The sequence below is a fragment of the Geobacter sp. genome, from assembly GCF_027327745.1.
Classification (GTDB): Bacteria; Desulfobacterota; Desulfuromonadia; order Geobacterales; family Geobacteraceae; genus Geobacter.
In genome coordinates this window covers 47,337-71,258 of record NZ_DAHVYG010000006.1, presented here as the reverse complement: position 1 = coordinate 71,258, position 23,922 = coordinate 47,337, and the positions used below count along the sequence as shown (strand labels likewise).

The window sequence follows — 23,922 nt, the reverse complement described above, 5'->3', positions numbered from 1 at the left end:
GGGGAAAGCATCGGTTGCTTTCCCCTTTTTCATTGTTGTAACCATCCGAAAAAACAGATTTTGTTATTGTTTATTATCCTAAGCAAAAGCCTCCCCCGCCAGGAGGGAGGGAACTATTGGGGACTATTGCATGAGCATCTCCTGATTATCCTGAATATCCTCGTTGACTCTGTTTATCCTGTCGGCTCACTCGTAGCGTAGCGCGTCGATGGGGTTCAGGTTCGCCGCCTTGCGGGCCGGGTAAAAGCCGAAGAAGACGCCGACCCCGGCGGAAAAGACGAAGGCGATGACGATCGACTGGATCGAGACCAGGGTCGGCCACTGCATGATTTTCGAGACCACCATGGCCCCCAGCACCCCCATCCCCATGCCGATGATCCCCCCCACTGTGGTGAGGAGCACCGCCTCGGTCAGAAACTGCAGCAGGATGTCCCGCTGCTTGGCGCCGATGGCCATCCGGATCCCGATCTCCCGGGTCCGCTCCGTCACCGAAACCAACATGATGTTCATGATCCCGATTCCCCCCACGATGAGGGAGATGGAGGCGACCGCCCCCAGAAGGATCGACATGACCTGGGACGACTGCTGCGCGACGGCGAGGATCTCCGACAGGTTGCGCACCGTGAAGTCCCGCTCGCGGCTCGGGCCTATCCGGTGGCGCTGGTCGAGGAGCGCGATCACCTCCTCCTCGGCCTTATTCAGGACGTCGGCGCTCCGGGCCTGGACCATCATGGCGCCGATGGAGTTGGGGAACTGGCTCCCGAAGAGCTTGCGCTGGGCGGTGCGCAGCGGCACGAAGATCACGTCATCCTGGTCGGTCCCCTGGGGGGACTGTCCCTTCTTCCCGAGGAGCCCGACGACGGTGAAGGGGATCTTCTTGATCCGGATGATCTTGCCGATGGGGTCGGCATCCCCGAAGAGGTTGTCGGCCACGGTCTGGCCGATGAGACAGACCTTGGTGGCGCCGTCCACGTCGGACTGGGAGATGTCTCTGCCGGCGGCAAGGGGCCAGTCCCGGACGGTGAGCATCTCCGGCGTGCACCCCATGACGATGGTGGACCAGTTCTGGTTCCCGTAGACGACCTGGGCCGACCCCCGGACCGTGGGGGCCACCTCCCCCACCGAGGGGCACTCCGCCTTGATGGCCCGGGCGTCGTCGTAGGTGAGGGTCGGCGTGCCGCCGGCGCCGGTGCGAAGCCCCCCGCTGGTGGTGGAGCCGGGGAGGACCAGGAGGAGGTTGCTCCCGATGCTGGAGATCTGGTCGGAGATCATCTTGCTGGCCCCCGCGCCGATGGCGACCATGGCAATGACGGCGGCGATGCCGATGATGATGCCGAGCATGGTCAGAAGCGCCCGCATCTTGTTCACCCGCAGCGCCCGGAGGGCGATCAGGAGGCTCTGCCAGAGGGTCGTCATGGGGCCTCCCCGGAGACCAGCACCGCCACGGCGGGGGAGGCGTTCGGCGTATCGGCGATGATGGTGCCGTCGCGGAAGATGAGGTGCCGGCCGGTGAAGGCCGCCACGTCCGGCTCGTGGGTTACCATGATGATCGTGATCCCCTGGCGGTTCAGCCCCTGGAAGATCGCCATGATCTCCACGGTGGTCCGGGAATCGAGGTTGCCGGTCGGCTCGTCGGCCATGATGATGGCCGGCTCGTTCACCAGCGCCCGGGCGATGGCGACCCGCTGTTGCTGGCCGCCGGAGAGCTGGTTCGAGTAGTGGTCGGCCCGGCCGGCTAGCCCCACCCGCTCCAGGGCCGCCAAGGCCCGCTCCCGCCGAAGGGCCGCCGGCACCCGGGCATAGACCAGCGGCAGCTCCACGTTCTCCCGGGCCGTGGTCCGGGCCAGGAGATTGAACCCCTGGAAGACGAAGCCGATCTTGCGGTTGCGGATCTCGGCCAGCTCGTTGCGGGAGAGCTTCCCGACGTTCACCTCCTCCAGGAGATACTCGCCGGCGGTAGATACGTCGAGACAGCCGAGCATGTTCATGCAGGTGGACTTGCCGCTCCCCGACGCCCCCATGATGGCGACGAACTCCCCCTGCCGCACCGTGAAGGAGACCCCCTTCAGGGCCTCCACTCGCTGATCCCCCATGGTGTAGACCTTGGTGACGTCCGTAAGTCTTACCACCTCGCCCATCTAGAACCTCGGCCCCATCGGGCCCATGCCACCCGACTTTTTCTCCTGGGAAGTCGCCTGCCCCACGATCACCTCATCGTTTTCCTTGAGATTCCCCGAGATAAGCTCCACCTGCCCGTCGTTGCTGATGCCGGTCTTGACCGGCACCGACAGCGGCCTGTTCCCGGGGCCGGGGATGTAGACCTGCTGCCCCCCTTCCTTCTTCCTGCGGCGCTGCTCCGGGCCGGTCTGCTCCGCCTTCGCCTCCTTCCCTTCCTTCTTCGGCCGGAAGCGGAGGTCGGCGGCGGGGAGCTTCAGGACGTTCTCTCTGCGGGCAGTCTCGATGCTGACGTTGGCGGTCATCCCCGGCTTGAGCTTCAGGTCCTTGTTGTCGACGTCGATCACCACCACGTAGGTCACGACGTTCTGGGTGACGACCGGGGCGTTGCGGACCTGGCGGACGGTGCCGGTGAAGCGGTTCTCGGGGTAAGCGTCTACGGTGAAGCTGACCGGCTGGCCCACCTGCACCCGGCTGATGTCGGCCTCATCCACGCTGGTGTCGATCTCCATCCGGGTCAGGTCCTGGGCGATGGTGAAGAGGGTCGGGGTCTGGAACGAGGCGGCCACGGTCTGTCCCACGTCCACGTTGCGGGAGACGACGATGCCGTCCACCGGCGAGCGGATGGTGGCGTAGCGGAGGTTGGTCCCGGCCTGGCTGAAGGAGCCGCGGGTCTGGGCCACGGTCCCTTCGGCCGCCTTCACGGTGGCCAGCGCCTGCTGGTACCGGTTGTCGGCGGTGTCGAAATCGCTCTGGGAGACGACGCCGTCCTTGAGGAGCTGGCGGTTGCGCTCCAGGTTGCGCCGGGCATCGGTGAGATCGGCCTTCGCCTTCAGGAGGGTGGCCTGGGCGTTCAGGTAGTTCCCCCCGGTCTGCTCCACCTGGGCCGAGAAGAGGGAGGGGTCGATCTGGGCGATGACCTGCCCCTTCCTGACCGGCGAGTTGTAGTCGACGAAGAGCTTCTGGATGGTGCCCGAGACCTGGGTGCCGACCTGCACCGTCACCACGGCGGCAAGGTTGCCGGTGGCGGAGACGGAAGAGACGATGTCGCCACGCTCGACCCTGGCGGTCCTGTACACCGTTTCCGGCTTCCTGTTCAGGGTGAAGTACGCGGCGACGCCCGCCACCACGAAAATGGCGGCGGCAGGGATGAGGAATTTCTTCATGCGGGGGACCTCGACGAGGGAAATGGCGTTTTTACTGAGGCTCTGCTGTGATTCAAAAACGCAGCAGGACACAACCGCGTTGACATGAAAAAGCCCCCTGGTCGTAATAACCAGGGGGCCCGTGGTTTTCAGCCCGCCACCGTCAGGCGGCGGGCTTGCGTCGGCAACCCTCCTTGCAACGGGTCACCGGGCGAAGCATATAAATGGTGGTCCACATGGCCTGGGTCTCCTTTCGCAAGCGTTCTTTCCCGCCCGATTCGGGTCCGGATAGTCATATGGTAATGGTCGCCCCCGGGAAAGTCAACCTTAGGAAAAGATTAAATAATCTTATGCAAATTTCTTGATAATCCCCAGCAGCGCCCCGTCCCGCACGCCGAGCGCCCCTTCGGGGCAGAGCTCGCGGCAGCAGAAGCAGCGGATGCAGGCATGGTAGTCGAAGTGGAGCCGGCCGTCCCGGATCGCGATGGCTCCCGGGGGGCAGGCGTCGCGGCAGATGCCGCAGAGCCTGCAGGCGCCGGGGATCTCGCAGGGGCGGGAAGTGAGGTAGTGGCGGAGCCGGTTCTTGAGGAAGGGCGGGAGGCCGAACTGGACATCGGAGAGGTGCGGCAGCCGGAAGGGAGGAAGCTTCGCCTCTTCGACCCCCTTTCCCCGGGTCTCGATGGCGGCCCGGTCCCAGCCGTCGAGGCCGAGGCGCTCCGCGGCCCGCTCCACCCAGAGGAGCTTCTTCGGGATGCCGGCCAGCTCGGCGGCAATGACATCCACCGCCACCGGGTTGGTCCCGGCCAGAAGGAGCCCCGCGTGGCGCGGGTCGCCGCTCCCCGGACCATTTCCCTCCATGGCGAGGACCGCATCGACGATGGTGAGATCGGGGCGGCGCAGGAGATAGATCTCCAGGAGCATCCGGGCGAAAAGCTCCCGGTCGGCCCCCGCCTTCAAGTGCCACCCCGCCTTGGCGGCCCCGACCACCGCGCCGAAGAGGTTCTTCACGGCGCAGGTCATGGTCATCATCTCGTGGGTCTTGAGCTTGGGGAGGTTGACGAGCCGGTCCGCCTCCAGGTAGGGGCGGGCGACGGCGAACTCCCGGAACATCCCCCCGCCGCGCACCGTTACGGTTTCGTCGAAGGGGACGAGCTCGGCGCCGGTCTCCTCGATGACCGCCAGCAGGCCGCTCTTCTCCGCCACCCGCCGGATGCCGCCGACGCCGGGGGAATCCCCCACGAGCGGGATCCCCCCCGCCTCCTTGACCTGTCCGATTACCTCCCGGAGCACCGCCGGATGGGTGGTCACCGCCCGCTCCGGCTCCCTGGCGGCGAGCATGTTCGGTTTGAGCAGGACCCGCTCCCCGGGGCGGACGAAGGCCCCCATCCCCCCGAAGGGGTCCAGCAGGCGCCGGATGGCCGGCCCGAGCACCTCGGGGCGATAGCTTTCGGACCCCTCGACGACAACGACGTTCATTGCGCCCCCGCCCGTTCGCGCTCGGTGATGAGACGCACCTGCCGCTCATGGAACCAGTAGTACCAGATCCAGTTCAGCATCACAACGATCCGGTTGCGGAAGCCGATCAGGTAATAGAGGTGGAGCAGAAGCCAGACCAGCCAGGCCAGATACCCCCGGAACTTCATCCCGAATGCGCTTGCCACCGCGGCGCTTCGGCCGATGGTCGCCATGCTCCCCTTGTCGCGGTAGCGAAACGGCGGCGCGCTTTCCCCCCGCTCCCGGGCCAGGATCGACCGCCCCGCGCAGATCCCCATCTGCATCGCCACCGGGGCCACCATCGGGAGGGGAGCGCCATCCTGTTCGAGATACGCCATGTCGCCGATGACATAGACCTCGGGCTGTCCCGGGAGCGTCAGGTCGGGCTCCACCCGGATCCTCCCCCCCGGCCCCGCTGCGGCGCCAAGCGCGGCGGCGAGGGGAGCGGCCTTCACCCCCGCCGACCAGAAGAGGGTGTGGGCCGGGATGACGGCGCCGTCGTGGAGGACCACCCGCTCCGGGCCGGCATCCACCACCCGGGCGTTGAAGAGGACCTCCACCCCCATGCGCCGGAGTTTCTCCAGGGTATAGAGCTGCAGAGGGGGTTCCATGGCCGCCAGGAGCCGGTCGAACGCCTCCACCAGGACAACCCGCGCCGCCTGGACGCTCAGCTCCGGGTAATCCTTGGCGAGGACGAAGCGGACCAGCTCGATGAGGGCACCGGCGAACTCGACGCCGGTGGGGCCGCCCCCGACGATGACGAAGGTCATGAGCGCCCGGCGCCTGGCCGGATCGGGCTCGACCACCGCCCGCTCGAAGGCGGTGAGGATATGGTTGCGGAGCCGTTCGCCGTCGACCAGCTCCTTCAGGTCGAAGGCGTGCCGCTCCACCGATTCCAGGCCGAAGTAGTTGGTGACGCTTCCGGCCCCCACCACGAGGTAGTCGTAGGGGATGTCACCGTTGTCGGTCCGGACCTCCCGCGCCCCGAAATCGATCCCTGTCACCTCGGCCAGATGGAAACGGGTCCCGGCCCACCCCCGGGCCATGGCGCGCACCGGATAGGCGATGGACTCCTGTTCGAGCCCGGCCGTCGCCACCTGATAGAGGAGCGGCTGGAAGAGGTGGTAGTTGTTCCGGTCCACCAGGGTGACGTCGAGCCCCTTCCCGGCCAGCTCCCGCGTCGCCCTGATCCCGCCGAACCCCATGCCGATGATGACAACCCGCTTCACGATAACATCTCCTCTCCGGTTTCTTTCTCCAGCTTAGCCCCGGCGTCCACCCACGCCTTGACCTGGGTCAAGAGCGGCGGCGATGGTGGAAGGATATCCCGAATTGCCCCTCGGCACAACCGGCTGTTCGGTTTACATGAATTATCTGCTATGATGGCCCTCACGAAAGGATGCCGCCATGGAAACCGCCATCGCCTCGTTTCTCCGCCATCTCGAAACCGAGCGCAACGCCTCGCACCATACGCGGGAGGCCTACCGCTCGGACCTCGAACAGTTCCGGCAGTTCGTCGGCGAAGAACTCGGCCCGGCTGCCGCGCCCGGCGCGGTCACCCACCTCCTCATCCGCCGCTGGCTCGCCCGGCTCCACCGCAGCCACCAGAAGAGCTCCATCGGCCGGAAACTGGCCGCGGTCCGCGCCCTCTTCAAGTACCTCGTCCGCACCGGGAGCCTCGCCAGGAACCCGGCGGAACTGGTCAGCACCCCGAAGAGGGAGAAGAAGGTCCCCTACCACCTCAACATCGACGAGGCGACCACCCTCGTGGAGGCCCCCCGGGCCCCTGGCCTTCTGAGCCTGCGCGACCGGGCGATCCTGGAGACCCTCTATTCCTGCGGCCTGCGGGTCTCGGAGCTGACCGGCCTCGACGTCGGCGGCCTCGACCTCGCCGACGCCACCGTGCGGGTCCTCGGCAAAGGGGGGAAGGAGCGGGTCGTGCCGGTGGGAAGCCACGCCCGCACGGCACTTGGCGCCTACCTCGCCGCCCGCAGCCACCCCCCCGTGGATGCCCCCCTCTTCCTGAACGCCCGGGGAGGGCGCCTCACCTCCCGGAGCGTCCGGCGGGTGGTGGACAACCATATCCTCCGGCTCGCCACCATGCGCCGGATCTCCCCCCACACCCTGCGCCACACCTTCGCCACCCACATGCTGGAAGGGGGAGCGGACCTGCGGGCCATCCAGGAGCTCCTCGGCCATGCCTCCCTCTCCACCACCCAGAAGTACACCCATGTCGGCATCGACCGGCTCATGGAGGTCTACGACAGGGCACATCCCAAGGCCCGCAAATAAATCCTTGTCATTTCATCGCTTATCCCTTACACTTATTTCTTGACTGATCAACGCTCAGGCGGAAACCGCATCACAGCCCTTCTTCCGTAGTCACCCGCCCTCAGCCCTTCATCGCTCACTAACCCCCCCCGCTTTCGACACGCTCGACAGCGCAGCAGCACAACCGGTTGGCGACGATGTCTCACGCCAGTCAGTATTGTGCCGTTGCCGTCCCTTTCCAGGGCATGTGGATGCCCTGCGGCACGCACGTCCACTTCTAACCATCGTTTCGGCGACAGCTCTCCGACGCCCCTGATCAGGTGCGCGCGGCACGGCGCGGTGCGTTGCACGCCCGCAGCCCCCGGGTGTGGAGTTTTCGTGCGGAAATCGACAAGGAACCATCGCATGACGTTTACCGAACTGCAACTCGCCCCCCCCATCCTCAAAGCCATTGCCGCCTGCGGCTACACCGAACCGACCCCGATTCAGGCCGAGGCGATCCCGAAGGCGCTCTCCGGCGTCGACCTCATGGCCACCGCCAAGACCGGCACCGGCAAAACCGCGGCCTTCGTCCTCCCCGCCCTCCAGCGTCTCGGCTCTCCCTCGCCGAAGCCGGGCCGCGGCCCCCGGGTGCTGGTGCTGACCCCGACCCGCGAACTGGCGACCCAGGTCACCGACGCGGTCCGCACCTACGGCAGGTTCATGCGCGTGCGGAGCGGCTCCATCCTCGGCGGGATGCCGTACCGCGACCAGCTTCGCCTCCTCTCCGGCCCGGTGGACCTCCTCGTGGCGACCCCCGGGCGCCTCGTCGACCTCCTGGAGCGGGGGAAGCTCGACCTCTCGCGCCTTGAAATCCTCGTTCTCGACGAGGCCGACCGGATGCTCGACATGGGGTTCAGCGAAGACGTGAACCGGATCGCCGGCGCCACCCCCGCCGGCCGCCAGACCCTCCTCTTCACGGCCACCCTCGACAAGGCAACGGTCCGGCTGGCCGAAGAGCTCCTGAACGCCCCCGAGCGGATCGAGATCGTCGGCCCCAGGACCACCCACGACCATATCGAGCAACGCCTCCATGTGGCCGACGACCTCAGACACAAGAACCGCCTGCTCCACCACCTGATTGCGGACGGCGAACTGCGCCGGGCGATCATCTTCTCCGCCACGAAGCGCGACGCCGAGAATCTCGCCGTGGAGCTCAAGGCCCAGGGCCATGCCGCCGCCGCCCTTCACGGCGACATGCCGCAGGGAGCCCGCAACCGCACCATCACCGCCATGAAACAGGGACGGATCCGGCTTCTGGTGGCGACCGACGTGGCGGCCCGGGGGCTCGACGTCTCCGGCATCAGCCACGTCATCAACTTCGACCTGCCGAGATTCGCCGAGGATTACGTCCACCGCATCGGCCGCACCGGCCGTGCCGGGGCGTCGGGGATAGCCATCTCCTTCGCCTCCCTCAACGAACTGAGCTACCTCGACCGGATCGAACGCTACATCGGCCAGCAGCTCCCCGAGCACGCGATTCCGGGGCTGGAGCCGGCCCGGCCCCTCGTGCGCCTCGGCAAAGGGAGGTCGGGGGCGCCTGGGCAGAAGCGCGGGGGCAAGGGTTTTCCGCCCCGCGGTCCCCGGCGTGAAAACGCACACGCCACCCGGGGGAAATCCTCTTCCTCTTCCCGTGCCCCGTGGCAAGGTTCGAAACCTGCCGGATCGGGTGCCGGCAAGCCCCCCCGGAAGTCCCAGTTCGACCGGTAACGGTTCACCATGAAAAAAGCCCCGCCGGTTTCCCGACGGGGCTTTTTCGTTCTTCGAACTGACTGCCGATCTTACTCGCAGAGGTCGATCTTCACATCCCAGTTCTTGATCTTCATGGTGCCGTTCTGAGCCAGGTTGAGGTGCATCTTGAAGGCGCGGTCCCACATCTGCGGCTCGTGACCAACCTTCTTGGCGAGGCAGTCCTTGGTGGCGATCTCCAGGTACTCGCTGAGGATCGGCTTGTAGTCCGGGTGGGCGCACTTCTCGATGATCCGCTTGGCGCGATCCTTCGGCGCCATGCCACGGAGGTCCGCAAGCCCCTGCTCGGTGACGACGCAGTCCAGATCGTGCTCGGTGTGGTCGATGTGGGAGCAGTGCGGCACCACGCAGGAGATACCGGTCGGATCGGTCTTGGAGGGGCGGCTCGACGGGGTGTGCATGATCTTCAGGAAGCCGTTGCGGAGGAAGTCGCCGGAACCGCCGAGGCCGTTGATCATCCGGGTCCCGCCGACCAGCGTGGAGTTGGCGTGGGCGTAAATGTCGATCTCGACCGGGGTGTTCATGGCGATGCACCCCAAGCGGCGGATCGGCTCCGGGGCGTTGGAGATGGAGAGCGGCCGCAGGGTGATCTTGTCGAAGTACTTACCCCAGTTCTCGAAGAAGCGGGGGAAGCCCGGGGTCTCGGAGAGGGAGAGGGAGCAAGAGGAGGCAGCGTCCAGCTTGCCCGAGTCGAAGAGGTCCAGCATGGTGTCCTGAAGCACCTCGGTATAGACGGTCAGGTTGGTGAACGGGCCCTTGGCGAGGCCGCCGATGACGGCGTTGGCGATGGAGCCGACCCCCGACTGGAGCGGCAGGAGGTTCTTCGGCAGGCGGCCCATCTTCACTTCATGGCTGAAGAAGTCGATGATGTTGTTGGCAATGGCCTCGGAGGTGTCGTCCTGCTCGGAGAACGCCCGCCCCTTGTCGCGGTACTTGGACTCGACCACGGCAATGATCTTGCTCGGGTCGCACGGCACGTAGGGGGTGCCGATCCGCTCGCCGGCATGGGTGATGCCGAGAATCTGGCGCTTGGGGGGATGGTTGCAGACGACGATGTCATGCATCCCTTCGAAGGAGGGCTCGCCGGTGTTCACCTCGACGATGATCCGGTCGCAGATCATGAGGATCTCGGGGATGACGCCGCAGGAGGTGGTGGGGACCAGGCCGCCGTCCTCGGTGATGGCGGAGACTTCGATGATGGCGAGGTCGAGCTTGCCGCTCTCGCTGTCCTTGGTATAGAAGCCGTAGCCAAGGTCCTGGGCAAAGAGGGAGAGGTGCTTGTCGCCCATCCGGATGCGCCCTTCGTTGATCCCGGCGGCGATGTTCTTGCCGGTCTGGTACGGCCAGCGGCGGTCGATCATGTCAAGGGTGGCCCAGCGGTCTTCGGTCTCGGCCCCGACGGAGGCGCCGATGAAGAGGTTGAACTTCATCTTCCCCTGCAGGTTGTTCTTCTCAACGTGATCGGCCAGGGCGATGGGCACTGCCTTGGGGTAGCCGGCCGGGGTAAAACCGGACCAGCCGAGATTCATGCCGGGCTTGAAGAACTGGATCGTCTCCTCGGCCGACATGACCTTGCCCAGGAGCGACTTGCAGCGTACGCGGTCTTGCAGGGTGCCGTACTCAGACATCTCTTACCTCCGTTTGTTTTTGATGTTTACAGATCGAGCTGTAAAAAAAGCCCTTCTCGTGCCGTAAACTGAAACATTTAGGGCCGCTCGGCGCGGCCAAAGCAAATCGGCGAAAGGGGAAATTAGAACCGGATTCTACTGAAGCGGGAATATTTAGTCAAGCTTAAAAATACATGCCTAACCCACGATAAATACTGGTCTTACCAAGGATACTGCATACACTCTGGCTCCCCTCGGCTTCCGATTCTCCCATGTTTGTTCCCCTTTGGTCCATCTCCGGAATTGGGTATGCTTGTTACGGGTACTGGCGGGCAGGCGCAAGGAAGTCGCTTCCGGATAACCATGAAAGGAGAACGAACCATGCTCTATTTCGTGAAAGACAACAGACTGCACCGTTTTCCCGCATCAAAGCGCTGTGGGGTGCTCCCTGAGAATGAGCCGCTACGGGACACTATTCCACACGATGTTGAAGAATGCATCTACTGCATGCATCGCTGGCCGGGAGAAGACGAATAATATGAATACGTGACACTACATTCAAAAAAGTCCTGAATTACCTCATAAAAAGTGCTACTTTTGGAGAATGGCAATAAAAGGTCTACATGCGGCACTTCTATCCGCAATCCTGTTCGGCATGTCACCGGTCGCCTGCAAGGCTATTGTGGGACAGATGCCGGCATCCCTCCTCGCAGGACTTCTCTACCTCGGGTCGGGACTGGGCCTCACCGGGGCCGTCCTGCATCATAAGCTCCCAATTTTCGACATCGTGAGTTCACTTTCACGACGGCAATGGGTATATCTTGCAGTTGCGATTGCGGCGGGCGGGGTGGCTGCCCCTCTTTTCCTTGCGTTCGGCATCCGGTACGGAACTGCTACCGAAGTGTCTCTTTTACTTAATTTCGAGACGGTGGCAACGACCGTCCTGGCCTGGTTGATTTTTCACGAGCACATCGGGTACCGGGTCTGGATCGGCAAGGTTCTTATCATCGGGGCTTCAATCGGCATCGTTCTCACCGGTACTGACGGGGTGCAACTGTCGGTTCCCGGGCTTGCTGTCCTCGCCGCCTGCCTCCTCTGGGGGATCGACAACAACCTGACCCGTGAGCTGGAGTCGCTTCCTGCCTCACTTCTGGCGTGCATGAAGGGTCTGAGCGCCGGGTTATTCAACGTCCTCCTTTCCCTGTTCCTGTTCAGGAACCCGGTCACGGGGCTTCAGGTCACGGGAACGCTGGTCATCGGCGCCCTCAGTTATGGCGCAAGTCTCGTCCTCTTCATCCATGCCCTGCGGGATATAGGGTCGGCTAGAACCAGCACCTGGTTCGCTTCAGGGCCGTTCATCGGCACCCTCCTTTCAGTAATCGTGCTCGGAGAGCGCCCTCCCGGTGAGTACTGGGTGGCGGCGCTGGTCATGCTTTCGGGAATGTTCTTTCTCTATGGGGAAAGACACCGGCACCTCCACCAGCACGAACGATTCGTCCACGCTCATCCGCACGTCCATGACGAACATCACCAGCACCTGCACGAAGAGGGCGAGTGCGAAGGGTCGCATGAGCATCTTCACGTGCACGAACCAATGACGCATTCACACGTCCACTGGCCAGACATCCATCACCGGCACAGGCATTAACACGTCCATATTTTCGCCCACGCCCTTCTTGCCCCAACTGCTGCATGGGGCAGCGCGATTAGTATATCTTTTGAGAACGGAAGCAAAGCCTTGACTCAAACACCATATTTGGAGGCGTTCGACATCCTTCGCGAGATCCTCTTCGAGCGAATCTCCCGCGAGGAGGCGGTGAGAAGGAAGTTCACCGAATAGGCTCAGGAGCCAAAGATGCCGCAGGTTCTCCCCTTCGAAAAGTGCATTGAGCGTCATGAGGCATGGTACGAGCGCCATTCCCATGCCTACAGGGCGGAACTGGCTGCTGTACGGGAACTTTTGCCTGAGAAGGGGAACGGTGTCGAAATAGGGGTTGGGACAGGGCGCTTCGCCTCCCCCCTCGGCATCGGTATCGGGGTGGAGCCATCCCCTTCCATGGGGAAGGTGGCTGCGGAAAGAGGGATCCAGGTCGTGGAGGGGGTCGCGGAAAGGCTCCCTTTTCCTGACCAAAGTTTCGATTTTCTCCTGATGGTGAACGTGGTCTGCTTTCTTGACGACCCAATCGCCGCATTCCGTGAGGCTTGGCGGGTTCTCAGGGATGGAGGTTCGCTCGTCGTGGGCTTTATCGACGCGGACAGCCCGTTGGGTAGAGAGTATCAGGAGAAAAAGGGGGCGAGCCCCTTTTACCGGGAAGCGCACTTTCACACATCCGCCGAGACAATTTCCTGGTTTCGAGCGGCGGGTTTTGCCGACCTTGCCTTCCGCCAGACACTCTTTCGTCCGTTGGAGGAAATAAACTCGGAAGAACCGGTCAGAGAGGGGTACGGGGAAGGCTCATTCGTAGTCGTCAGGGGGCGGAAAGCCCCTCATTAATACAGGTTGGAGGTAAAATGAACTGCATTATCTGTGGAAACTCTGCTGAAAGCGCAATTTGTCAAAACTGCGCAGGGCTTGAGCCTCAGGAGGCCATCAGGACCTACTGCCTCAACTCCGCCTCGAAGAACCCCTTGCAAATGTCGCAGGCAATCATGAATCATCCCGGGTTCCCGGTGGCCGGCCATCTCCACCACGCCCTGGTGGCCGCCGTCCTTGTTGCCGCCTACCGCAACGCCGGCGGGGAAGTTTCTCCCGAAAAACTGGACGAGGCGATCAAGCGGGGAAACAGCATCCCCGGCGGCTTCTGCGCCGGGTTCGGGGCCGACGCCGCCGCCATCGCCTGCGGCATCGCGGTGAGCCTCATCAACGGCAACACCATCAATGCCGAACACGCCACGGGACGCGCCCAGGCCCACGCCCTCACCGGCGAGGCGATGCTGAACATTGCCAACAACTCCGGCAACCGCTGCTGCAAGAGGAGCGTCTACGGCGTGCTGGAGCTGGCGACCAACTACTTCAACCGGGTGCTGGGATCTTCCCTGGAAGCACCGCAGGAAAGTATCCGCTGTCCGTTCACGCGCAAAAACAAGCTTTGCAACGGTAAGGCCTGCAAGTATCATCCTGCCTGAAAAGGCGAAAAGAGCAACCATTCATTCCGCCAGAAAGGTGGTATCCCCCTCCGTTCCGCCCTTTTCCCTTTTATCTGTTGCTCCGTCCTCCCGACGCCAGTAGGAGCGCTGTCTGCGAAAAGGGATGGCAATGGCGTTCCAGAGGCGGTTGTCCTCCACCCGGGCGTAGGCCGGGATGCCGATCTCGATCCCGGCTTGGGGGACATTGAGCCCCAGGGTGCTGTGTAGCCGGTCCCACCAAGGTAAAACCGTGGAGTAGTTCGAGTTGGTTTCGGTCATCACCTGGGAATGATGGATGCCGTGCATGCGGGGGGTGACGAGGACGCGGTTGAGGAGGCGCTCTAAGCGGATCGGGAGCCGCACGTTGCTGTGGTGGAAAAGAGTGCCCGCCTGGAAGACGAGTTCATAGGCCGCGTAGGCCCAGAGGGAGGGGCCGATCAGGCCGATCTGCACCACCCGGAAGGCGGAGGAGAAGACGAGCTCGCCGAAGTGGAAGCGGAAGGCGGTAGTGACGTCCAGGTCAGGGTCGATGTGGTGGACGTTGTGGAAGCGCCAGAGTAGGCGAATCCGATGGTTTGCCCGGTGCCACCAGTAGAAGGTGAGGTCCATCAGCAGGAAGGCAAGGAGCGGCCGTGCCGCCTCAGGGAGCGCCAGGAGATGGAGCAGGCCGAAGGAGGCCCGGCCGGTCCAGGCGAGCGTCGCCACGGCGGCGGGACGCACGGCGAGAGTGACCGTGGCGAAGGCGATGAGGGCGAAGGCGAGATTGACGATAAGCCTCCCGGCCAGGGGGTGCCTGGCCCGCCTCAGGGGGATGAACCGCTCCACCAGGAAAAGGAGCGAGGCAAGCCCTCCGATGACCGCTCCGACAACCAGCGTTTCCCGCATCGCCACCTTCCTCCCGTCTCCGTCCTCATCCGGCGAAATCCCCTAGCCCGGTTTCTCCCTCCACTCCTTCTTCCCATGGACGGTTCATTGCTTACATGCCTGTCTCGACAACCGGCGTCACTTGTTTGGGCAATCTGTCTTTCCTTGCCGCCTGATAGTATTTGGAGGAGACAATGAGATAGATGACCGCTGCGAGCACCGTACTCGCATAGTTCACAACCGATAGTACCGGGCTGGGGTAGTAGTTCCCGTAAACATTCGCTCCCAAAACTTGGGAGCCGACCAGCGCTCAAACTACTCCCCACTGAGTCGGATAAAAGTCGCTCTTCAGGAATTCCCTTCTGAAGTAATTGTTGAGCAGATACAGGCAGAAGATACCCCAGCCGATCGTGATGACATACGAGAAGTTGATGAAGAGGAACGACAGGATCCTTATGTCATAGGAAAAATACTTTTGTGCATAGAGGGTGATCCGGTAGAAACTGTACCCATACAGACAGGTGATGGGGATCACCAGAAAAAACGCGGGGAGTATCGCTTTTCCCGGCAGCTCGTGGGCCTTTATCTGGAGGTAGATCAGCCAGGCGAGCTTGGTGACCAGCAGAAAGGAGCCGAGACTCAGGGTGAAGAGCGAGGCGAAGGCGGCTGTAGATGCGATCTCCTCGCTGCCGGCGAGGGCGGCTATGCCGGTCCCGGTCAGGCTCACCAGGCCGAAGGCAAAAACGTCGAGGAGCCAGATGAAGTTCAATTGGGTTACGTCCAGGGGATGGCTCAACCAGGTTTTTAGGACCCTGAATTCGAGCCGGAAAATTATCAGCCAGAGGACCCCGAAAAAGATCAGGCCGGGCAGCATCAGCGACTGCAGGTTGGACGACAACTGGGGGACGAAAAAGGCCAGGGGAGCGAGAACAACATTCGCGGACATGGAGAGGGAAGCGACCGGCACAAATATGGCGATGCTCTTTGTCGGCGGACTATTGATGAATTCCCGGTATTCGGCCTTGTCGGCAAGCCATTGGAAGAGCTGTTTCAGGTAAACAGCCGTGGAACCCAGGTTTATCACGCTGAATGCCAGCATTATCGAGATCAGAAGGAGATACGGGCCAGCTTGGCCGGTCGTCAATCCGGCCCAAGGGATGTCCGACAGCTTTATCAACCCCTTCCCGTGTGGCACTGCGAACTGGAGATAATTGAAGGCCATCAGGGCGACTCCCCCCGCTGCCAGGGGTATCTGGAACTTCAACGGCGTAAACTTCATGGTCACTTCTCCTCCTCCGGTATTTTCCCTTCCTTCACAAGACTCCTTTTATCACCCGCGGGCGCCCGCGAAGGCCGCCGCCAGCGCGGCCGCCGCCCGGTCGATCTCCTCCTTGGTGTTCATCCATCCCACCGAGAGCCGGACCGCGCCCATGGCGCGGTCCGCGTCGAACCCCATGGCCGCCAGCACGCCGCTCACCGCGTCGCCGTAGTCATGGCAGGCAGAGCCGAGAGAGGCGGCGACATCTTCTGCGGCGCGGTCGAGGAGCCGCCGCCCCGGAACGCCTGGGAACGACACGTTCAGGGTATTTGGCAGGCGATACTCCGGATGGCCGTTGAGTTGAAGTCCCGGAACGGCCTTGCAGAGCTTGTCGTGCAGGAGGTCGCGCAGGGTCTTAAGGCGCAGCTCAGCCGCGGGGAGTCGCTCCCGCGCCAGCCGCGCCGCCTCCCCCAGCCCGACGACGGCCGGCACGTTCTCGGTGCCCGGCCGCAGACCGCGTTCCTGTTCTGCTCCCGCCAGAACCGAGGCAATCGGCGTTCCCTCCCGCACATAGAGCGCGCCGACCCCCTTGGTGGAGTAAAACTTGTGGCCCGCCAGGGTCAGGAGGTCAACGCCGAGTGCCTCGACGTCGAGGGGGACCTTGCCGGCGGACTGGGCGGCGTCGGTGTGCATCAGCGCCCCGTGGGCCTTGACGATGGCGGCGATCTCGGCCACCGGCTGGAGGGTTCCTATTTCGTTGTTGGCGTGCATGACCGACACCAGGAGGGTGTCGGGGCGCAGTGCCTCCCGTACGGCCTCAGGCGCTAGCCGGCCGTATTCGTTGACCGGCGCTACGGTGACCGACCAGCCGGCCTCCTCCAGCCGCCTGGCAGGTTCCGCGACCGCCGGGTGCTCCACCGCGCTCACGATCAGATGGCCCGGCCGTCCCAAGGCGTGGGCCACGCCGAGGAGCGCCAGGTTGTTGGCCTCGGTGGCGCTGCCGGTGAAGACGATGTTTTCCGCCTTTGCATTGATCAGGGCGGCCACATGGGCGCGGGCCTGCGCCACGGCAATCTTGGCCCGCTGGCCGAAGACGTGGGACGACGATGGGTTGCCAAAGTGCTCCCGCAGATACGGGATCATGGCATCCGCCACCTCCGGCGCAACCGGTGTGGTGGCGTTGAAGTCGAGATAAACAGGCAGTTTCATGTCAGTACCTCCTTCAGGGGTGGACAAGGACTCGCGGAACATTATGCTCGGAATGCGTAATCCGTCTATGCCTCGATGGGTAACCCCTCAGCCGCCCATTCGGGGACGCCGTCCGTAATCTTCCGCGCCCGGAATCCCTTCTCGCGCAACAGCCCAACCGCCTCCTCCGACATGAGACAGAAGGGGCCCCGGCAGTAAGCGACGATTTCCTTGTCGGCCGGGAGTTCGGCCAGCCGCCGCTCGATCTCGGAAAGCGGCATGGAGCGGGCGTAAGGGAGGTGGCCTGCGAGGTATTCCACCTCGGGGCGCACGTCAATGACGATGACCTCACCCTGCCGAGCCTTCTCCAGCAGGCTCGCCCTGGATTCAGCAGTCAGCCGTTCCGGGGCCGATGACATCAGGTCCAGGGCTACCCGGAGTTCCGCGAGGTGTTTCTCCGCCACGGACCGGAGGTTGAGCCAGAGGCTGACAATGTCACTGCCGCTCAGACGGTAGATGATAAAACGCCCCTCTCGCCGCGCCTCGACGAGCCGCGCCTCTTTGAGCACCTTCAGATGCGCACTGGCCAGCTTGACATCGATGGCTGAGTCACTCGCCAGCGTTTCCACCGTCTTCTCGCCTTGAGACAGGAGATCGAGCAACTCCAGGCGCTTCGGGCTCGCAACCGCCTTCCCAACCCTCGCCACCTGTTCGAATAAGAGGTCATTTGATTTTCGTGTTTTCATATTCGCACATTCTAAAGTTTCTTGGAATGTAATGCAATCCTTTTTGCTCACTTCAAATCCAGTAAATGCGTGGCGGCTTCCGTTCAAAAAAGCAAAGGGACTTGTTTCTGGAATTACCCCTTGACAGATGACTCGAACTGAAGTAAATAAGCTTATAAGCAATTACTTAAAAGGTGTTTTAAGGATGAAGGAAGCAGCGGAACTGTTCAAGATCCTTTCCGTGGACAAACGGATCGAGATCATCGAGTTGCTCAAGAAGGAGCCGATGAGCGTCAACGCCATTGCCGAAGCTCTCGGCGTGACGCAGTCGGCGGTCTCCCAGCACCTGCGGGTGCTGAAATCGGCAGGGCTGGTAAGGGACGAGCGGCAGGGGTACTGGATATACTATTCCCTGAATCGCGAGGCCCTGGAAAGATGCAGGCAGCGCCTGAACCGGGTCTGTACCTGCGGCTGCGGCGGCGGAGAGAAAAAGTGCCAATGAATCATGGCCTTTTTTCTTTGCCTTATATTTAAGTATATTTGCACTAACTTATATAGAAAGGAGGTGATAAACGATGGCCGAAAACAAGAAAGAGATGAACGAGAAGCAGGAAGTGAAGAAGCAAGAAGGCAAGTGCGGCTGCGGCTGCACGCCGCCGGTCAAGAAGTAGGCAGGACAGCTCGGGAGGCGGATTTTTCCGCCTCCCCTCTATCGAGTCTTTACGGAGGTAGCAAATGAGAGAACTGCTGACGGCTGCGGTCATGTGGGTTCATCTGACGGCGACCATCATTTGGCTGGGGGGAATCGCCTTCATCCTGCTGGTTGCCATACCATCCGCGAGGAAGGTACTTGGTGGAGAAGCCGGTAAACTGATGGGAGAAGTTACCAAAAAGTTTACTCCCATGGCGAATCTTTCGATAATGTTCTTGCTCCTCACCGGCATATTCCTTATGGCGATTGACGGCAATATATCCGGTGAGGTTTTTCAAGGGGGTCGTGGAACGGGGATGCTGCTCAAGTTCCTTTTGTTCCTGCTCATGGCGGGGGTGCATTTCTTCCGAGGCAGGGTACTGGCGCCCCGGATTGCCAAGACCCAATCGGATGGCGAGAAGGCGAGACTTCAGAAACTGTCTCTCAATCTGGTCTGGCTGAATTTTGGATCGGGGCTAGTGGTTTTGCTTCTCTCCGCTTATGTTGGGGCCAGATAGTGCTGGCATTCGAGAAGCGTCAGCAGTCATCGCTTTTAGGAGCTTTTCCTGTCCAAACTGCGATACTGGATCGCCTCGGCGATATGTTGCTCGCGGATGTTCTCCGCCCCCTCAAGGTCTGCAATGGTCCTGGCCACCTTGAGGATGCGGGTATAGGCCCGAGCCGAGAAGCCGAGCTTCTCCGTCACCACCTCCAGTAGCCGGTGCCCCCTTGAAGCGCTCCAGCTGGATGCCGCGCGCCCTTTCCACGCGCCGCGTGATCTCCGCCGAGCTTTCCGCCCGGTCCGCCAAGTCCCGGTATTTGACCGCCGGCACCTCGATGTGGATGTCGATCCGGTCCAGCAGCGGGCCGGAGATGCGGGAGCGGTACTGTTGGATCTCACGCGGCGTGCAGGTGCAGCTCTCCGCATCCCCCGCCTTGCCGCACTTGCAGGGGTGTGTGCACCTTTTCCTACTTTTCGCTCTCCCGCCGGCATACGTTTTCAATCGCCATCCCCCTGCAAAAACAGCCACTTATCGGGTATCCCGAATATCCCCTCACCCTTGGCGAGCACATCCGCAAGAAAAGGATGGATCTCGGCCTGCTCCAGCGTGAGGTCGCCGAGATCATCGGGGTCACCGAGTCCTCAATCTGGAACTGGGAGCATGGCGTCGAACCGGTACTGCAATATAACCCGAAAATCATTAATTTTCTAGGATATATTCCTTTTGATTGCCCGGACGATACCATCGGTTGGCTTGCTTGGTACAAGAAGGTGAGTGGCCTTACCCTGATCGAGCTGGGCAAGCAGATGGGCCGGCATCCCGATCAGCTGCAGGATTGGCTGAGTGGGGAGAGGAAACCGTTTAACAAAAGCCTGGAGAGGATTGAGCAGTTTCTTTCACTGGCTATTCATGGACTTTCCAGCGGTCATAGATAAGTCAGGCACAAGCCGCCTATGTTCAAAAGAATTGTATGTTCAAAATTTTTGAACATACAGAAAAATTGAACATGCCTGCAGTGATGGCGCTGCCCTGATCCTCGGTGAGCTCGCACCCAAGACCATCGGGCTGCAGCATGCAGACCGGATGTCGCTTCTGGTCGCAAAACCGATCAACGTCCTGGCAACAATTGGCGGAGTGGCGGTGAAATTCCTCACCCTATCGAACAGGGCGGTCCTCGCCTTGTTCGGTGTCAAGCATTCGGTCGGCCAGGAGTTCATCACTAGGGAAGAAGTGCTTCATACCGTCGCCGAAGGAGGCGAAGCAGGCGCCTTGACCGAGCTCGAGCACAAAGTGATCGAGAACATGCTGGACTTCAGCCATACGCTGGTCGGTGAAGTGATGGTGCCGCGAACGAGGATGGTCGCCCTTGACATAGAGTCACCAAAAGATTCGCTTTTGCAGGTGGTCAGGGAAAACATGTACACCCGCTACCCCGTGTACCGGAAAGACCGGGAAAACATCGTCGGATTCATCCACAGCAAGGATCTGTTTCTGCATCCTCTTATCGATTCGCCGGAATTCGACCTTGGAAAGATCGTGAGACCGCCTCTGTACGTGCCGGAAAGCAAACGGGCCAGTGAGCTGCTTCGGGAGATGCAGCGCAAGAGAATCCACATGGCGTTCGTCGTTGACGAGTACGGCGGGATCAACGGCCTGGTGACCACTGAAGATCTGCTGGAGGAGCTGGTTGGAGAGATCGAGGATGAGCACGACGTAGGAGAAATGCGCCGGGCTGAACGGCTCCCGGACGGGAGTCTTCTGGTCGATGGCCTCATATCGCTCAACGACCTGGAAGAACTGCTCGACGTGAAGTTCGAAGAGGGACTGCCCTACGATACGCTGGCCGGCTTGATCCTGGCGAAACTGGGAAGGTTTCCGGAGGTGGGAGAGAGCATCAGATGGAGAAACTACTCTCTGGTTTGCGAAGAGGTTTCGCCGACTTCGATTGTCAAGGTGAGGATCGTCGAATCAACTGGAGCCCCCGAGGAAAGTCTTCCCCATGACTGACCTGTTCAGCCTCCGCAAGGGGGCTTAACGAAAAAAAGCGGGGCGCCCTTCAGGGGCGCCCCGTCCTGCCCTGAAATCCGTCAGTCGACCGCAACCTGCTGGCCCGCGCGAATGGCCCCGATGACTTCCTCCGGAGTCCGGGCTTTACGCAGGCGCTCGGTCACGTAATCGCTTTCCATGAGGTCGGCAACCTCGGTGAGCACCCGGGGATGGATGCGGGCCATTCCGGCCGGGGTCAGCAGCAGGAAGATCAGCTCGGCGCGTTCGTTGGTGGTTTCAAGCGGCACACCTTCGTCGGAACGCGCGAATGCGAGCACAGGTTCGGCAATCCCTTCCAGACGTGCGTACAGGACGACCAGACCCCGGCCCAGATAGGAGGTTCCGGCCCGGGCCCTGTCGAGTAAGAAGCGCGTGACGGTGCGCCGGTCAACCAGAAGTTCCCCAGGCGGAATACGGGCGATGATTTGCCGGACAGCGTCGGGCATCGAATCCGCACGCAATTCGAAGAAGACCCGGGTGGGGGTAAGGGCGTCGGCCAACGAGACCTCCCGCCCGGCGCGCTCCAGGTCGAATTCGTCGCCGATCCGGCCGACCAGCTCTTCAAGCACGTCTTCGATGGTGAGGATGCCGGTCCATTGCCCCCTGGCGTCGGTTACGATCGCCATATGCCGACAGAGGCCCTGGAACCGGGCCAGGGCCTCCTCCAAGGGGAGATCCTCGCGCAATTCAGGGAACGGCCGGGCAAGCCTCCTGAGATCGTCGGAGCCGAACTTCGGGGCCCGGCACTCGACGAAGAGATCCTTAACGTGAACAATTCCGACCGGCTTGACACCTTGGCGTTCGACGAGTGGATAACGGGAAAAGCGCGTCGTGTGGATCCTTTGCAGGTTCTCCTCCCAGGGGAGATCGAGCCGGAGCACCTGGAGAACGCACTCGCGACACATGGCGTCGCGCACCTTCAGGTCCCCCAGGTCGATGATGTTCTCGATGAGCAGCAACCGCCTGAACGGGATGAGACCTAGCCGCTCGGTCCGCCCGAGCATCATTTTCAGGTCCGCGCTTCTCGGACGGAGCAGTGAGACGATCACGCAAACCAGGAGGATGTTGACGATGAGCGCCAGCGACACGCCGACCGGCAGGTCGTAGACGTCGCTCAACAGCATTTTCACGCCCAGGATCAGGATGATCGAGGCGAACCCGTAGTGCAGGAAGTGGAACATCTGCATGAACCCCGCGACCGCGAAGTAGAGCGCCCGCAGGCCCAGCATGGCGAAGATGTTGGAAGTGTACACGATGAAGGGATCGGGGGTGATCGCCAGGATGGCGGGAATCGAATCGACGGCGAAGATGATGTCCGAGGACTCGATGGCCAAGAGGACGATGAAGAGCGGCGTGGCCATGAGTCCGCCGTTTATCCGAGCGAAGAAGCGGCTTCCCTCGTAGCGGTCGGTCACCGGGAAGAACCGCCGGAAAGTGCGGATCACCCAGTTCATCTGCGGGTCATACTGGGTTTCCTTCTTCCGCATCATGCCGATGCCGGTTGCGACCAGGAACGCGCCGAACACGTAGATCGTCCAGTGAAAGCGCGCCATCAGCGCAACGCCGCCGATGATGAAGGCAACGCGCAGGATGATGGCCCCCACGATCCCCCAAAAGAGCACCTTGTGCTGGTATGCCGGCGGGACCCGGAAGTAGTTGAAGAGCAGGATGAAAACGAAGATGTTGTCGATGCTCAGGGACTTCTCGACCAGGAACCCGGTGAAGAATTCCAGCCCCGCCTCAAGGCCGCGTTCATGGAAAAGAACCACGCCGACGTTGAACAAGAGGGCCAAGCCGACCCAGACGCCGAACCATACGAGCGCTTCCCTCATGCCAATTACATGCGGACGGCGCTGGAAAAAGCCCAGGTCGATTGCGAGCATGGCGACGACAAACAGGGTAAAGCCAGCCCAGAGGGCCATATCTTCAACAGGCATGGGAATTCATCCTTTGTTCCGTACCCCCTCTATCGCTTCACCGATAATTGCCCCGAGGGTAGAAGCCTTACTCAGACACCGTGGTGTTCATCGGAACCACCCAAAGCGCCTTGATAATCTCCCATGCGCCGGCCAATAGCGGGACCGCTACCAGGGCGCCCAGAAGCCCACCCAGTTTGGCCCCGGCCAGGATCACGAGCATGACGGCCAGTGGGTGAAGCCCTGTGGCCCGACCGACCAGTTGGGGGACCAGTAGCTTCCCTTCGACAAAGTAGGTTCCACAGAAGAGCAGGCTGGTCCAGATTGCCAGCAAAAAGGAGATGTTCAGGGCAACCAGAATGCCAATGACGGAAGCAAGCGTCGAGCCGAGGAACGGAATCACGTTGAGCGCTGCGCCCAGACCGCCGATGAGGAGGGCGTAGGGGACTCCGAGAAACCAGAGCCCCAGTGCCAGGATGAGTCCGACACAGCAACTCGCCAATATCTGGCCGCGCACGTAGCCTCCCATCCGTTGGAGTGTGAGCCCCGCGATCGCTTTTACCTTCGGACGAGTATCGGTTGGAACCAAGGCCAAGAGCCCATGGCCGATCCGTTCTGCGTCAGCCACCATGTAGGCGGTCAGGAAGAGGATTAGCAGGAGACCGAGCACTCCACCCAAAACGCCGCCAGCGGCCCGAAAGGTTTGCTCTATCAAGGCCGGGCCGATCTGCGCCAGACTCTCGACATCAAACTGCGGGACGCCAATGGCGGTCTGATCGCCGAGCCAGTCCCTGAGGTTGGCCACCAAGGCGGGGAGTTGACGGGCCAACTCGCCACCCTCCTTCACCAGCACCGGCACCAGAAACCGGCCCAATACCGAGATGATCAGTGCTGCGGCGAGATAGATGGCGATTACTGTGAGTAATGGCGGGATTCGCCACCGCTCACCCCACTGGGCCGCGGGGAGAAGGGAGGCCGTAAGGATGAGAGCGCTGAGCACCAGGAGCCAGAGTTGCCAAGTGTAGATCAGGACCCAGAGCCCCGCAACCGTGCCCAGGAGCCGCCAGAGCCAGGACCATGGGAACGGGTGCGTCATGGCAAGTCCTCCTTGCACGAAATAAACAA

At 62.0% G+C, this 23,922-nt stretch carries 22 protein-coding genes and 1 pseudogene; 9 read left to right on the top strand and 14 right to left on the bottom strand.

The window, feature by feature from the left end; translation table 11 throughout:
- Nucleotides 1-186: 186 nt before the first annotated feature.
- The 5 genes from M6689_RS01395 to M6689_RS01375 form a co-directional block, all read right to left on the bottom strand.
- On the bottom strand, nt 187-1,416 hold the full coding sequence (locus tag M6689_RS01395; protein ID WP_298266906.1) for an ABC transporter permease: 1,230 nt from the start codon (nt 1,414-1,416) through the stop codon (nt 187-189).
- Entirely contained in the window at nt 1,413-2,138 is a 726-nt protein-coding gene (locus tag M6689_RS01390; RefSeq protein ID WP_298266904.1) for an ABC transporter ATP-binding protein, read from the bottom strand. Before M6689_RS01390 ends, M6689_RS01395 begins: the two co-directional genes overlap by 4 nt.
- Complete coding sequence (locus tag M6689_RS01385; RefSeq protein WP_298266901.1) at nt 2,139-3,341, bottom strand: efflux RND transporter periplasmic adaptor subunit; 1,203 nt, start codon at nt 3,339-3,341, stop codon at nt 2,139-2,141.
- Nucleotides 3,342-3,668: 327 nt separating this feature from the next.
- Complete coding sequence (locus tag M6689_RS01380) at nt 3,669-4,796, bottom strand: DUF362 domain-containing protein (protein WP_298266899.1); 1,128 nt, start codon at nt 4,794-4,796, stop codon at nt 3,669-3,671.
- Entirely contained in the window at nt 4,793-6,043 is a 1,251-nt protein-coding gene (locus M6689_RS01375; RefSeq protein WP_298266897.1) for an NAD(P)/FAD-dependent oxidoreductase, read from the bottom strand. Before M6689_RS01375 ends, M6689_RS01380 begins: the two co-directional genes overlap by 4 nt.
- 178 nt (nt 6,044-6,221) lie before the next feature.
- Here M6689_RS01375 and xerC point away from each other — a divergent pair, with 178 nt between their 5' ends.
- Together xerC and M6689_RS01365 are read left to right on the top strand one after the other, a co-directional pair.
- Complete coding sequence (gene xerC / locus M6689_RS01370) at nt 6,222-7,106, top strand: tyrosine recombinase XerC (RefSeq protein WP_298266894.1); 885 nt, start codon at nt 6,222-6,224, stop codon at nt 7,104-7,106.
- 384 nt (nt 7,107-7,490) lie between these two features.
- Nucleotides 7,491-8,834, top strand: a complete 1,344-nt coding sequence (locus M6689_RS01365; RefSeq protein ID WP_298266892.1) for a DEAD/DEAH box helicase — start codon at nt 7,491-7,493, stop codon at nt 8,832-8,834.
- Nucleotides 8,835-8,905: 71 nt separating this feature from the next.
- On the opposite strand, the gene M6689_RS01360 is transcribed toward M6689_RS01365, so the two are convergent.
- Nucleotides 8,906-10,501: an acetyl-CoA hydrolase/transferase C-terminal domain-containing protein gene (locus M6689_RS01360; RefSeq protein ID WP_298266889.1), complete on the bottom strand. Its 1,596-nt coding sequence runs from the start codon at nt 10,499-10,501 to the stop codon at nt 8,906-8,908.
- 583 nt (nt 10,502-11,084) lie between these two features.
- Here M6689_RS01360 and M6689_RS01355 point away from each other — a divergent pair.
- The 3 genes from M6689_RS01355 to M6689_RS01345 all read left to right on the top strand — a co-directional run bounded on the left by M6689_RS01355 (nt 11,085) and on the right by M6689_RS01345 (nt 13,606).
- A complete protein-coding gene (locus tag M6689_RS01355) occupies nt 11,085-12,128 on the top strand; it encodes a DMT family transporter (RefSeq protein ID WP_298266887.1) in 1,044 nt (347 codons plus the stop codon).
- A 207-nt stretch (nt 12,129-12,335) separates the two neighbouring features.
- On the top strand, nt 12,336-12,974 hold the full coding sequence (locus M6689_RS01350; RefSeq protein ID WP_298266885.1) for a class I SAM-dependent methyltransferase: 639 nt from the start codon (nt 12,336-12,338) through the stop codon (nt 12,972-12,974).
- A gap of 17 nt (nt 12,975-12,991) precedes the next feature.
- The gene (locus M6689_RS01345) at nt 12,992-13,606 is read left to right on the top strand and encodes a DUF5714 domain-containing protein (RefSeq protein ID WP_298266883.1); all 615 of its coding nucleotides are present in this window, start codon (nt 12,992-12,994) and stop codon (nt 13,604-13,606) included.
- A gap of 21 nt (nt 13,607-13,627) precedes the next feature.
- On the opposite strand, the gene M6689_RS01340 is transcribed toward M6689_RS01345, so the two are convergent.
- The 4 genes from M6689_RS01340 to M6689_RS01325 form a co-directional block, all read right to left on the bottom strand.
- Nucleotides 13,628-14,491 (bottom strand): sterol desaturase family protein, encoded by an 864-nt coding sequence (locus M6689_RS01340; protein ID WP_298266880.1) that lies wholly within the window; start codon nt 14,489-14,491, stop codon nt 13,628-13,630.
- 289 nt (nt 14,492-14,780) lie between these two features.
- The gene (locus tag M6689_RS01335) at nt 14,781-15,749 is read right to left on the bottom strand and encodes a hypothetical protein (RefSeq protein ID WP_298266878.1); all 969 of its coding nucleotides are present in this window, start codon (nt 15,747-15,749) and stop codon (nt 14,781-14,783) included.
- A 51-nt stretch (nt 15,750-15,800) separates the two neighbouring features.
- Complete coding sequence (locus tag M6689_RS01330; RefSeq protein ID WP_298266876.1) at nt 15,801-16,937, bottom strand: cysteine desulfurase family protein; 1,137 nt, start codon at nt 16,935-16,937, stop codon at nt 15,801-15,803.
- A 65-nt stretch (nt 16,938-17,002) separates the two neighbouring features.
- The gene (locus tag M6689_RS01325) at nt 17,003-17,662 is read right to left on the bottom strand and encodes a metalloregulator ArsR/SmtB family transcription factor (RefSeq protein ID WP_298266874.1); all 660 of its coding nucleotides are present in this window, start codon (nt 17,660-17,662) and stop codon (nt 17,003-17,005) included.
- 184 nt (nt 17,663-17,846) lie between these two features.
- Here M6689_RS01325 and M6689_RS01320 point away from each other — a divergent pair, with 184 nt between their 5' ends.
- Together M6689_RS01320 and M6689_RS01315 are read left to right on the top strand one after the other, a co-directional pair.
- A complete protein-coding gene (locus M6689_RS01320; protein WP_298266872.1) occupies nt 17,847-18,143 on the top strand; it encodes a metalloregulator ArsR/SmtB family transcription factor in 297 nt (98 codons plus the stop codon).
- Between the two features lie 233 nt (nt 18,144-18,376).
- Nucleotides 18,377-18,850, top strand: a complete 474-nt coding sequence (locus M6689_RS01315; RefSeq protein ID WP_298266870.1) for a DUF4149 domain-containing protein — start codon at nt 18,377-18,379, stop codon at nt 18,848-18,850.
- A 35-nt stretch (nt 18,851-18,885) separates the two neighbouring features.
- Here M6689_RS01315 and M6689_RS01310 read toward each other — a convergent pair whose 3' ends face one another.
- Together M6689_RS01310 and M6689_RS01305 are read right to left on the bottom strand one after the other, a co-directional pair.
- The gene (locus M6689_RS01310; RefSeq protein ID WP_298266867.1) at nt 18,886-19,038 is read right to left on the bottom strand and encodes a hypothetical protein; all 153 of its coding nucleotides are present in this window, start codon (nt 19,036-19,038) and stop codon (nt 18,886-18,888) included.
- A 163-nt stretch (nt 19,039-19,201) separates the two neighbouring features.
- A pseudogene (locus M6689_RS01305) lies at nt 19,202-19,363 on the bottom strand (ATP-binding protein); the annotation flags it as partial.
- Between M6689_RS01305 and M6689_RS01300 the strand changes: the two are divergent.
- Entirely contained in the window at nt 19,288-19,770 is a 483-nt protein-coding gene (locus M6689_RS01300; RefSeq protein WP_298266864.1) for a helix-turn-helix transcriptional regulator, read from the top strand. The pseudogene M6689_RS01305 and the gene M6689_RS01300 overlap by 76 nt on opposite strands.
- A gap of 64 nt (nt 19,771-19,834) precedes the next feature.
- Nucleotides 19,835-20,842: a hemolysin family protein gene (locus M6689_RS01295; protein WP_366919064.1), complete on the top strand. Its 1,008-nt coding sequence runs from the start codon at nt 19,835-19,837 to the stop codon at nt 20,840-20,842.
- An 80-nt stretch (nt 20,843-20,922) separates the two neighbouring features.
- Here the strand turns inward: M6689_RS01295 and M6689_RS16220 are convergent, their stop codons facing one another.
- The gene (locus tag M6689_RS16220) at nt 20,923-22,818 is read right to left on the bottom strand and encodes a TerC/Alx family metal homeostasis membrane protein (RefSeq protein WP_366919063.1); all 1,896 of its coding nucleotides are present in this window, start codon (nt 22,816-22,818) and stop codon (nt 20,923-20,925) included.
- Between the two features lie 67 nt (nt 22,819-22,885).
- Complete coding sequence (locus M6689_RS01280; RefSeq protein WP_298266862.1) at nt 22,886-23,893, bottom strand: AI-2E family transporter; 1,008 nt, start codon at nt 23,891-23,893, stop codon at nt 22,886-22,888.
- Nucleotides 23,894-23,922: the final 29 nt, after the last annotated feature.

Coding starts and splice junctions, on each gene's coding strand:
- M6689_RS01395 (WP_298266906.1), bottom strand. CDS start 1,416: ATGACGACCCTCTGGCAGAGCCTCCTGATCGCCCTCCGGGCGCTGCGG.
- M6689_RS01390 (WP_298266904.1), bottom strand. CDS start 2,138: ATGGGCGAGGTGGTAAGACTTACGGACGTCACCAAGGTCTACACCATG.
- M6689_RS01385 (WP_298266901.1), bottom strand. CDS start 3,341: ATGAAGAAATTCCTCATCCCTGCCGCCGCCATTTTCGTGGTGGCGGGC.
- M6689_RS01380 (WP_298266899.1), bottom strand. CDS start 4,796: ATGAACGTCGTTGTCGTCGAGGGGTCCGAAAGCTATCGCCCCGAGGTG.
- xerC (WP_298266894.1), top strand. CDS start 6,222: ATGGAAACCGCCATCGCCTCGTTTCTCCGCCATCTCGAAACCGAGCGC.
- M6689_RS01365 (WP_298266892.1), top strand. CDS start 7,491: ATGACGTTTACCGAACTGCAACTCGCCCCCCCCATCCTCAAAGCCATT.
- M6689_RS01360 (WP_298266889.1), bottom strand. CDS start 10,501: ATGTCTGAGTACGGCACCCTGCAAGACCGCGTACGCTGCAAGTCGCTC.
- M6689_RS01355 (WP_298266887.1), top strand. CDS start 11,085: ATGGCAATAAAAGGTCTACATGCGGCACTTCTATCCGCAATCCTGTTC.
- M6689_RS01350 (WP_298266885.1), top strand. CDS start 12,336: ATGCCGCAGGTTCTCCCCTTCGAAAAGTGCATTGAGCGTCATGAGGCA.
- M6689_RS01345 (WP_298266883.1), top strand. CDS start 12,992: ATGAACTGCATTATCTGTGGAAACTCTGCTGAAAGCGCAATTTGTCAA.
- M6689_RS01340 (WP_298266880.1), bottom strand. CDS start 14,491: ATGCGGGAAACGCTGGTTGTCGGAGCGGTCATCGGAGGGCTTGCCTCG.
- M6689_RS01335 (WP_298266878.1), bottom strand. CDS start 15,749: ATGAAGTTTACGCCGTTGAAGTTCCAGATACCCCTGGCAGCGGGGGGA.
- M6689_RS01330 (WP_298266876.1), bottom strand. CDS start 16,937: ATGAAACTGCCTGTTTATCTCGACTTCAACGCCACCACACCGGTTGCG.
- M6689_RS01325 (WP_298266874.1), bottom strand. CDS start 17,662: ATGAAAACACGAAAATCAAATGACCTCTTATTCGAACAGGTGGCGAGG.
- M6689_RS01320 (WP_298266872.1), top strand. CDS start 17,847: ATGAAGGAAGCAGCGGAACTGTTCAAGATCCTTTCCGTGGACAAACGG.
- M6689_RS01315 (WP_298266870.1), top strand. CDS start 18,377: ATGAGAGAACTGCTGACGGCTGCGGTCATGTGGGTTCATCTGACGGCG.
- M6689_RS16220 (WP_366919063.1), bottom strand. CDS start 22,818: ATGCCTGTTGAAGATATGGCCCTCTGGGCTGGCTTTACCCTGTTTGTC.
- M6689_RS01280 (WP_298266862.1), bottom strand. CDS start 23,893: ATGACGCACCCGTTCCCATGGTCCTGGCTCTGGCGGCTCCTGGGCACG.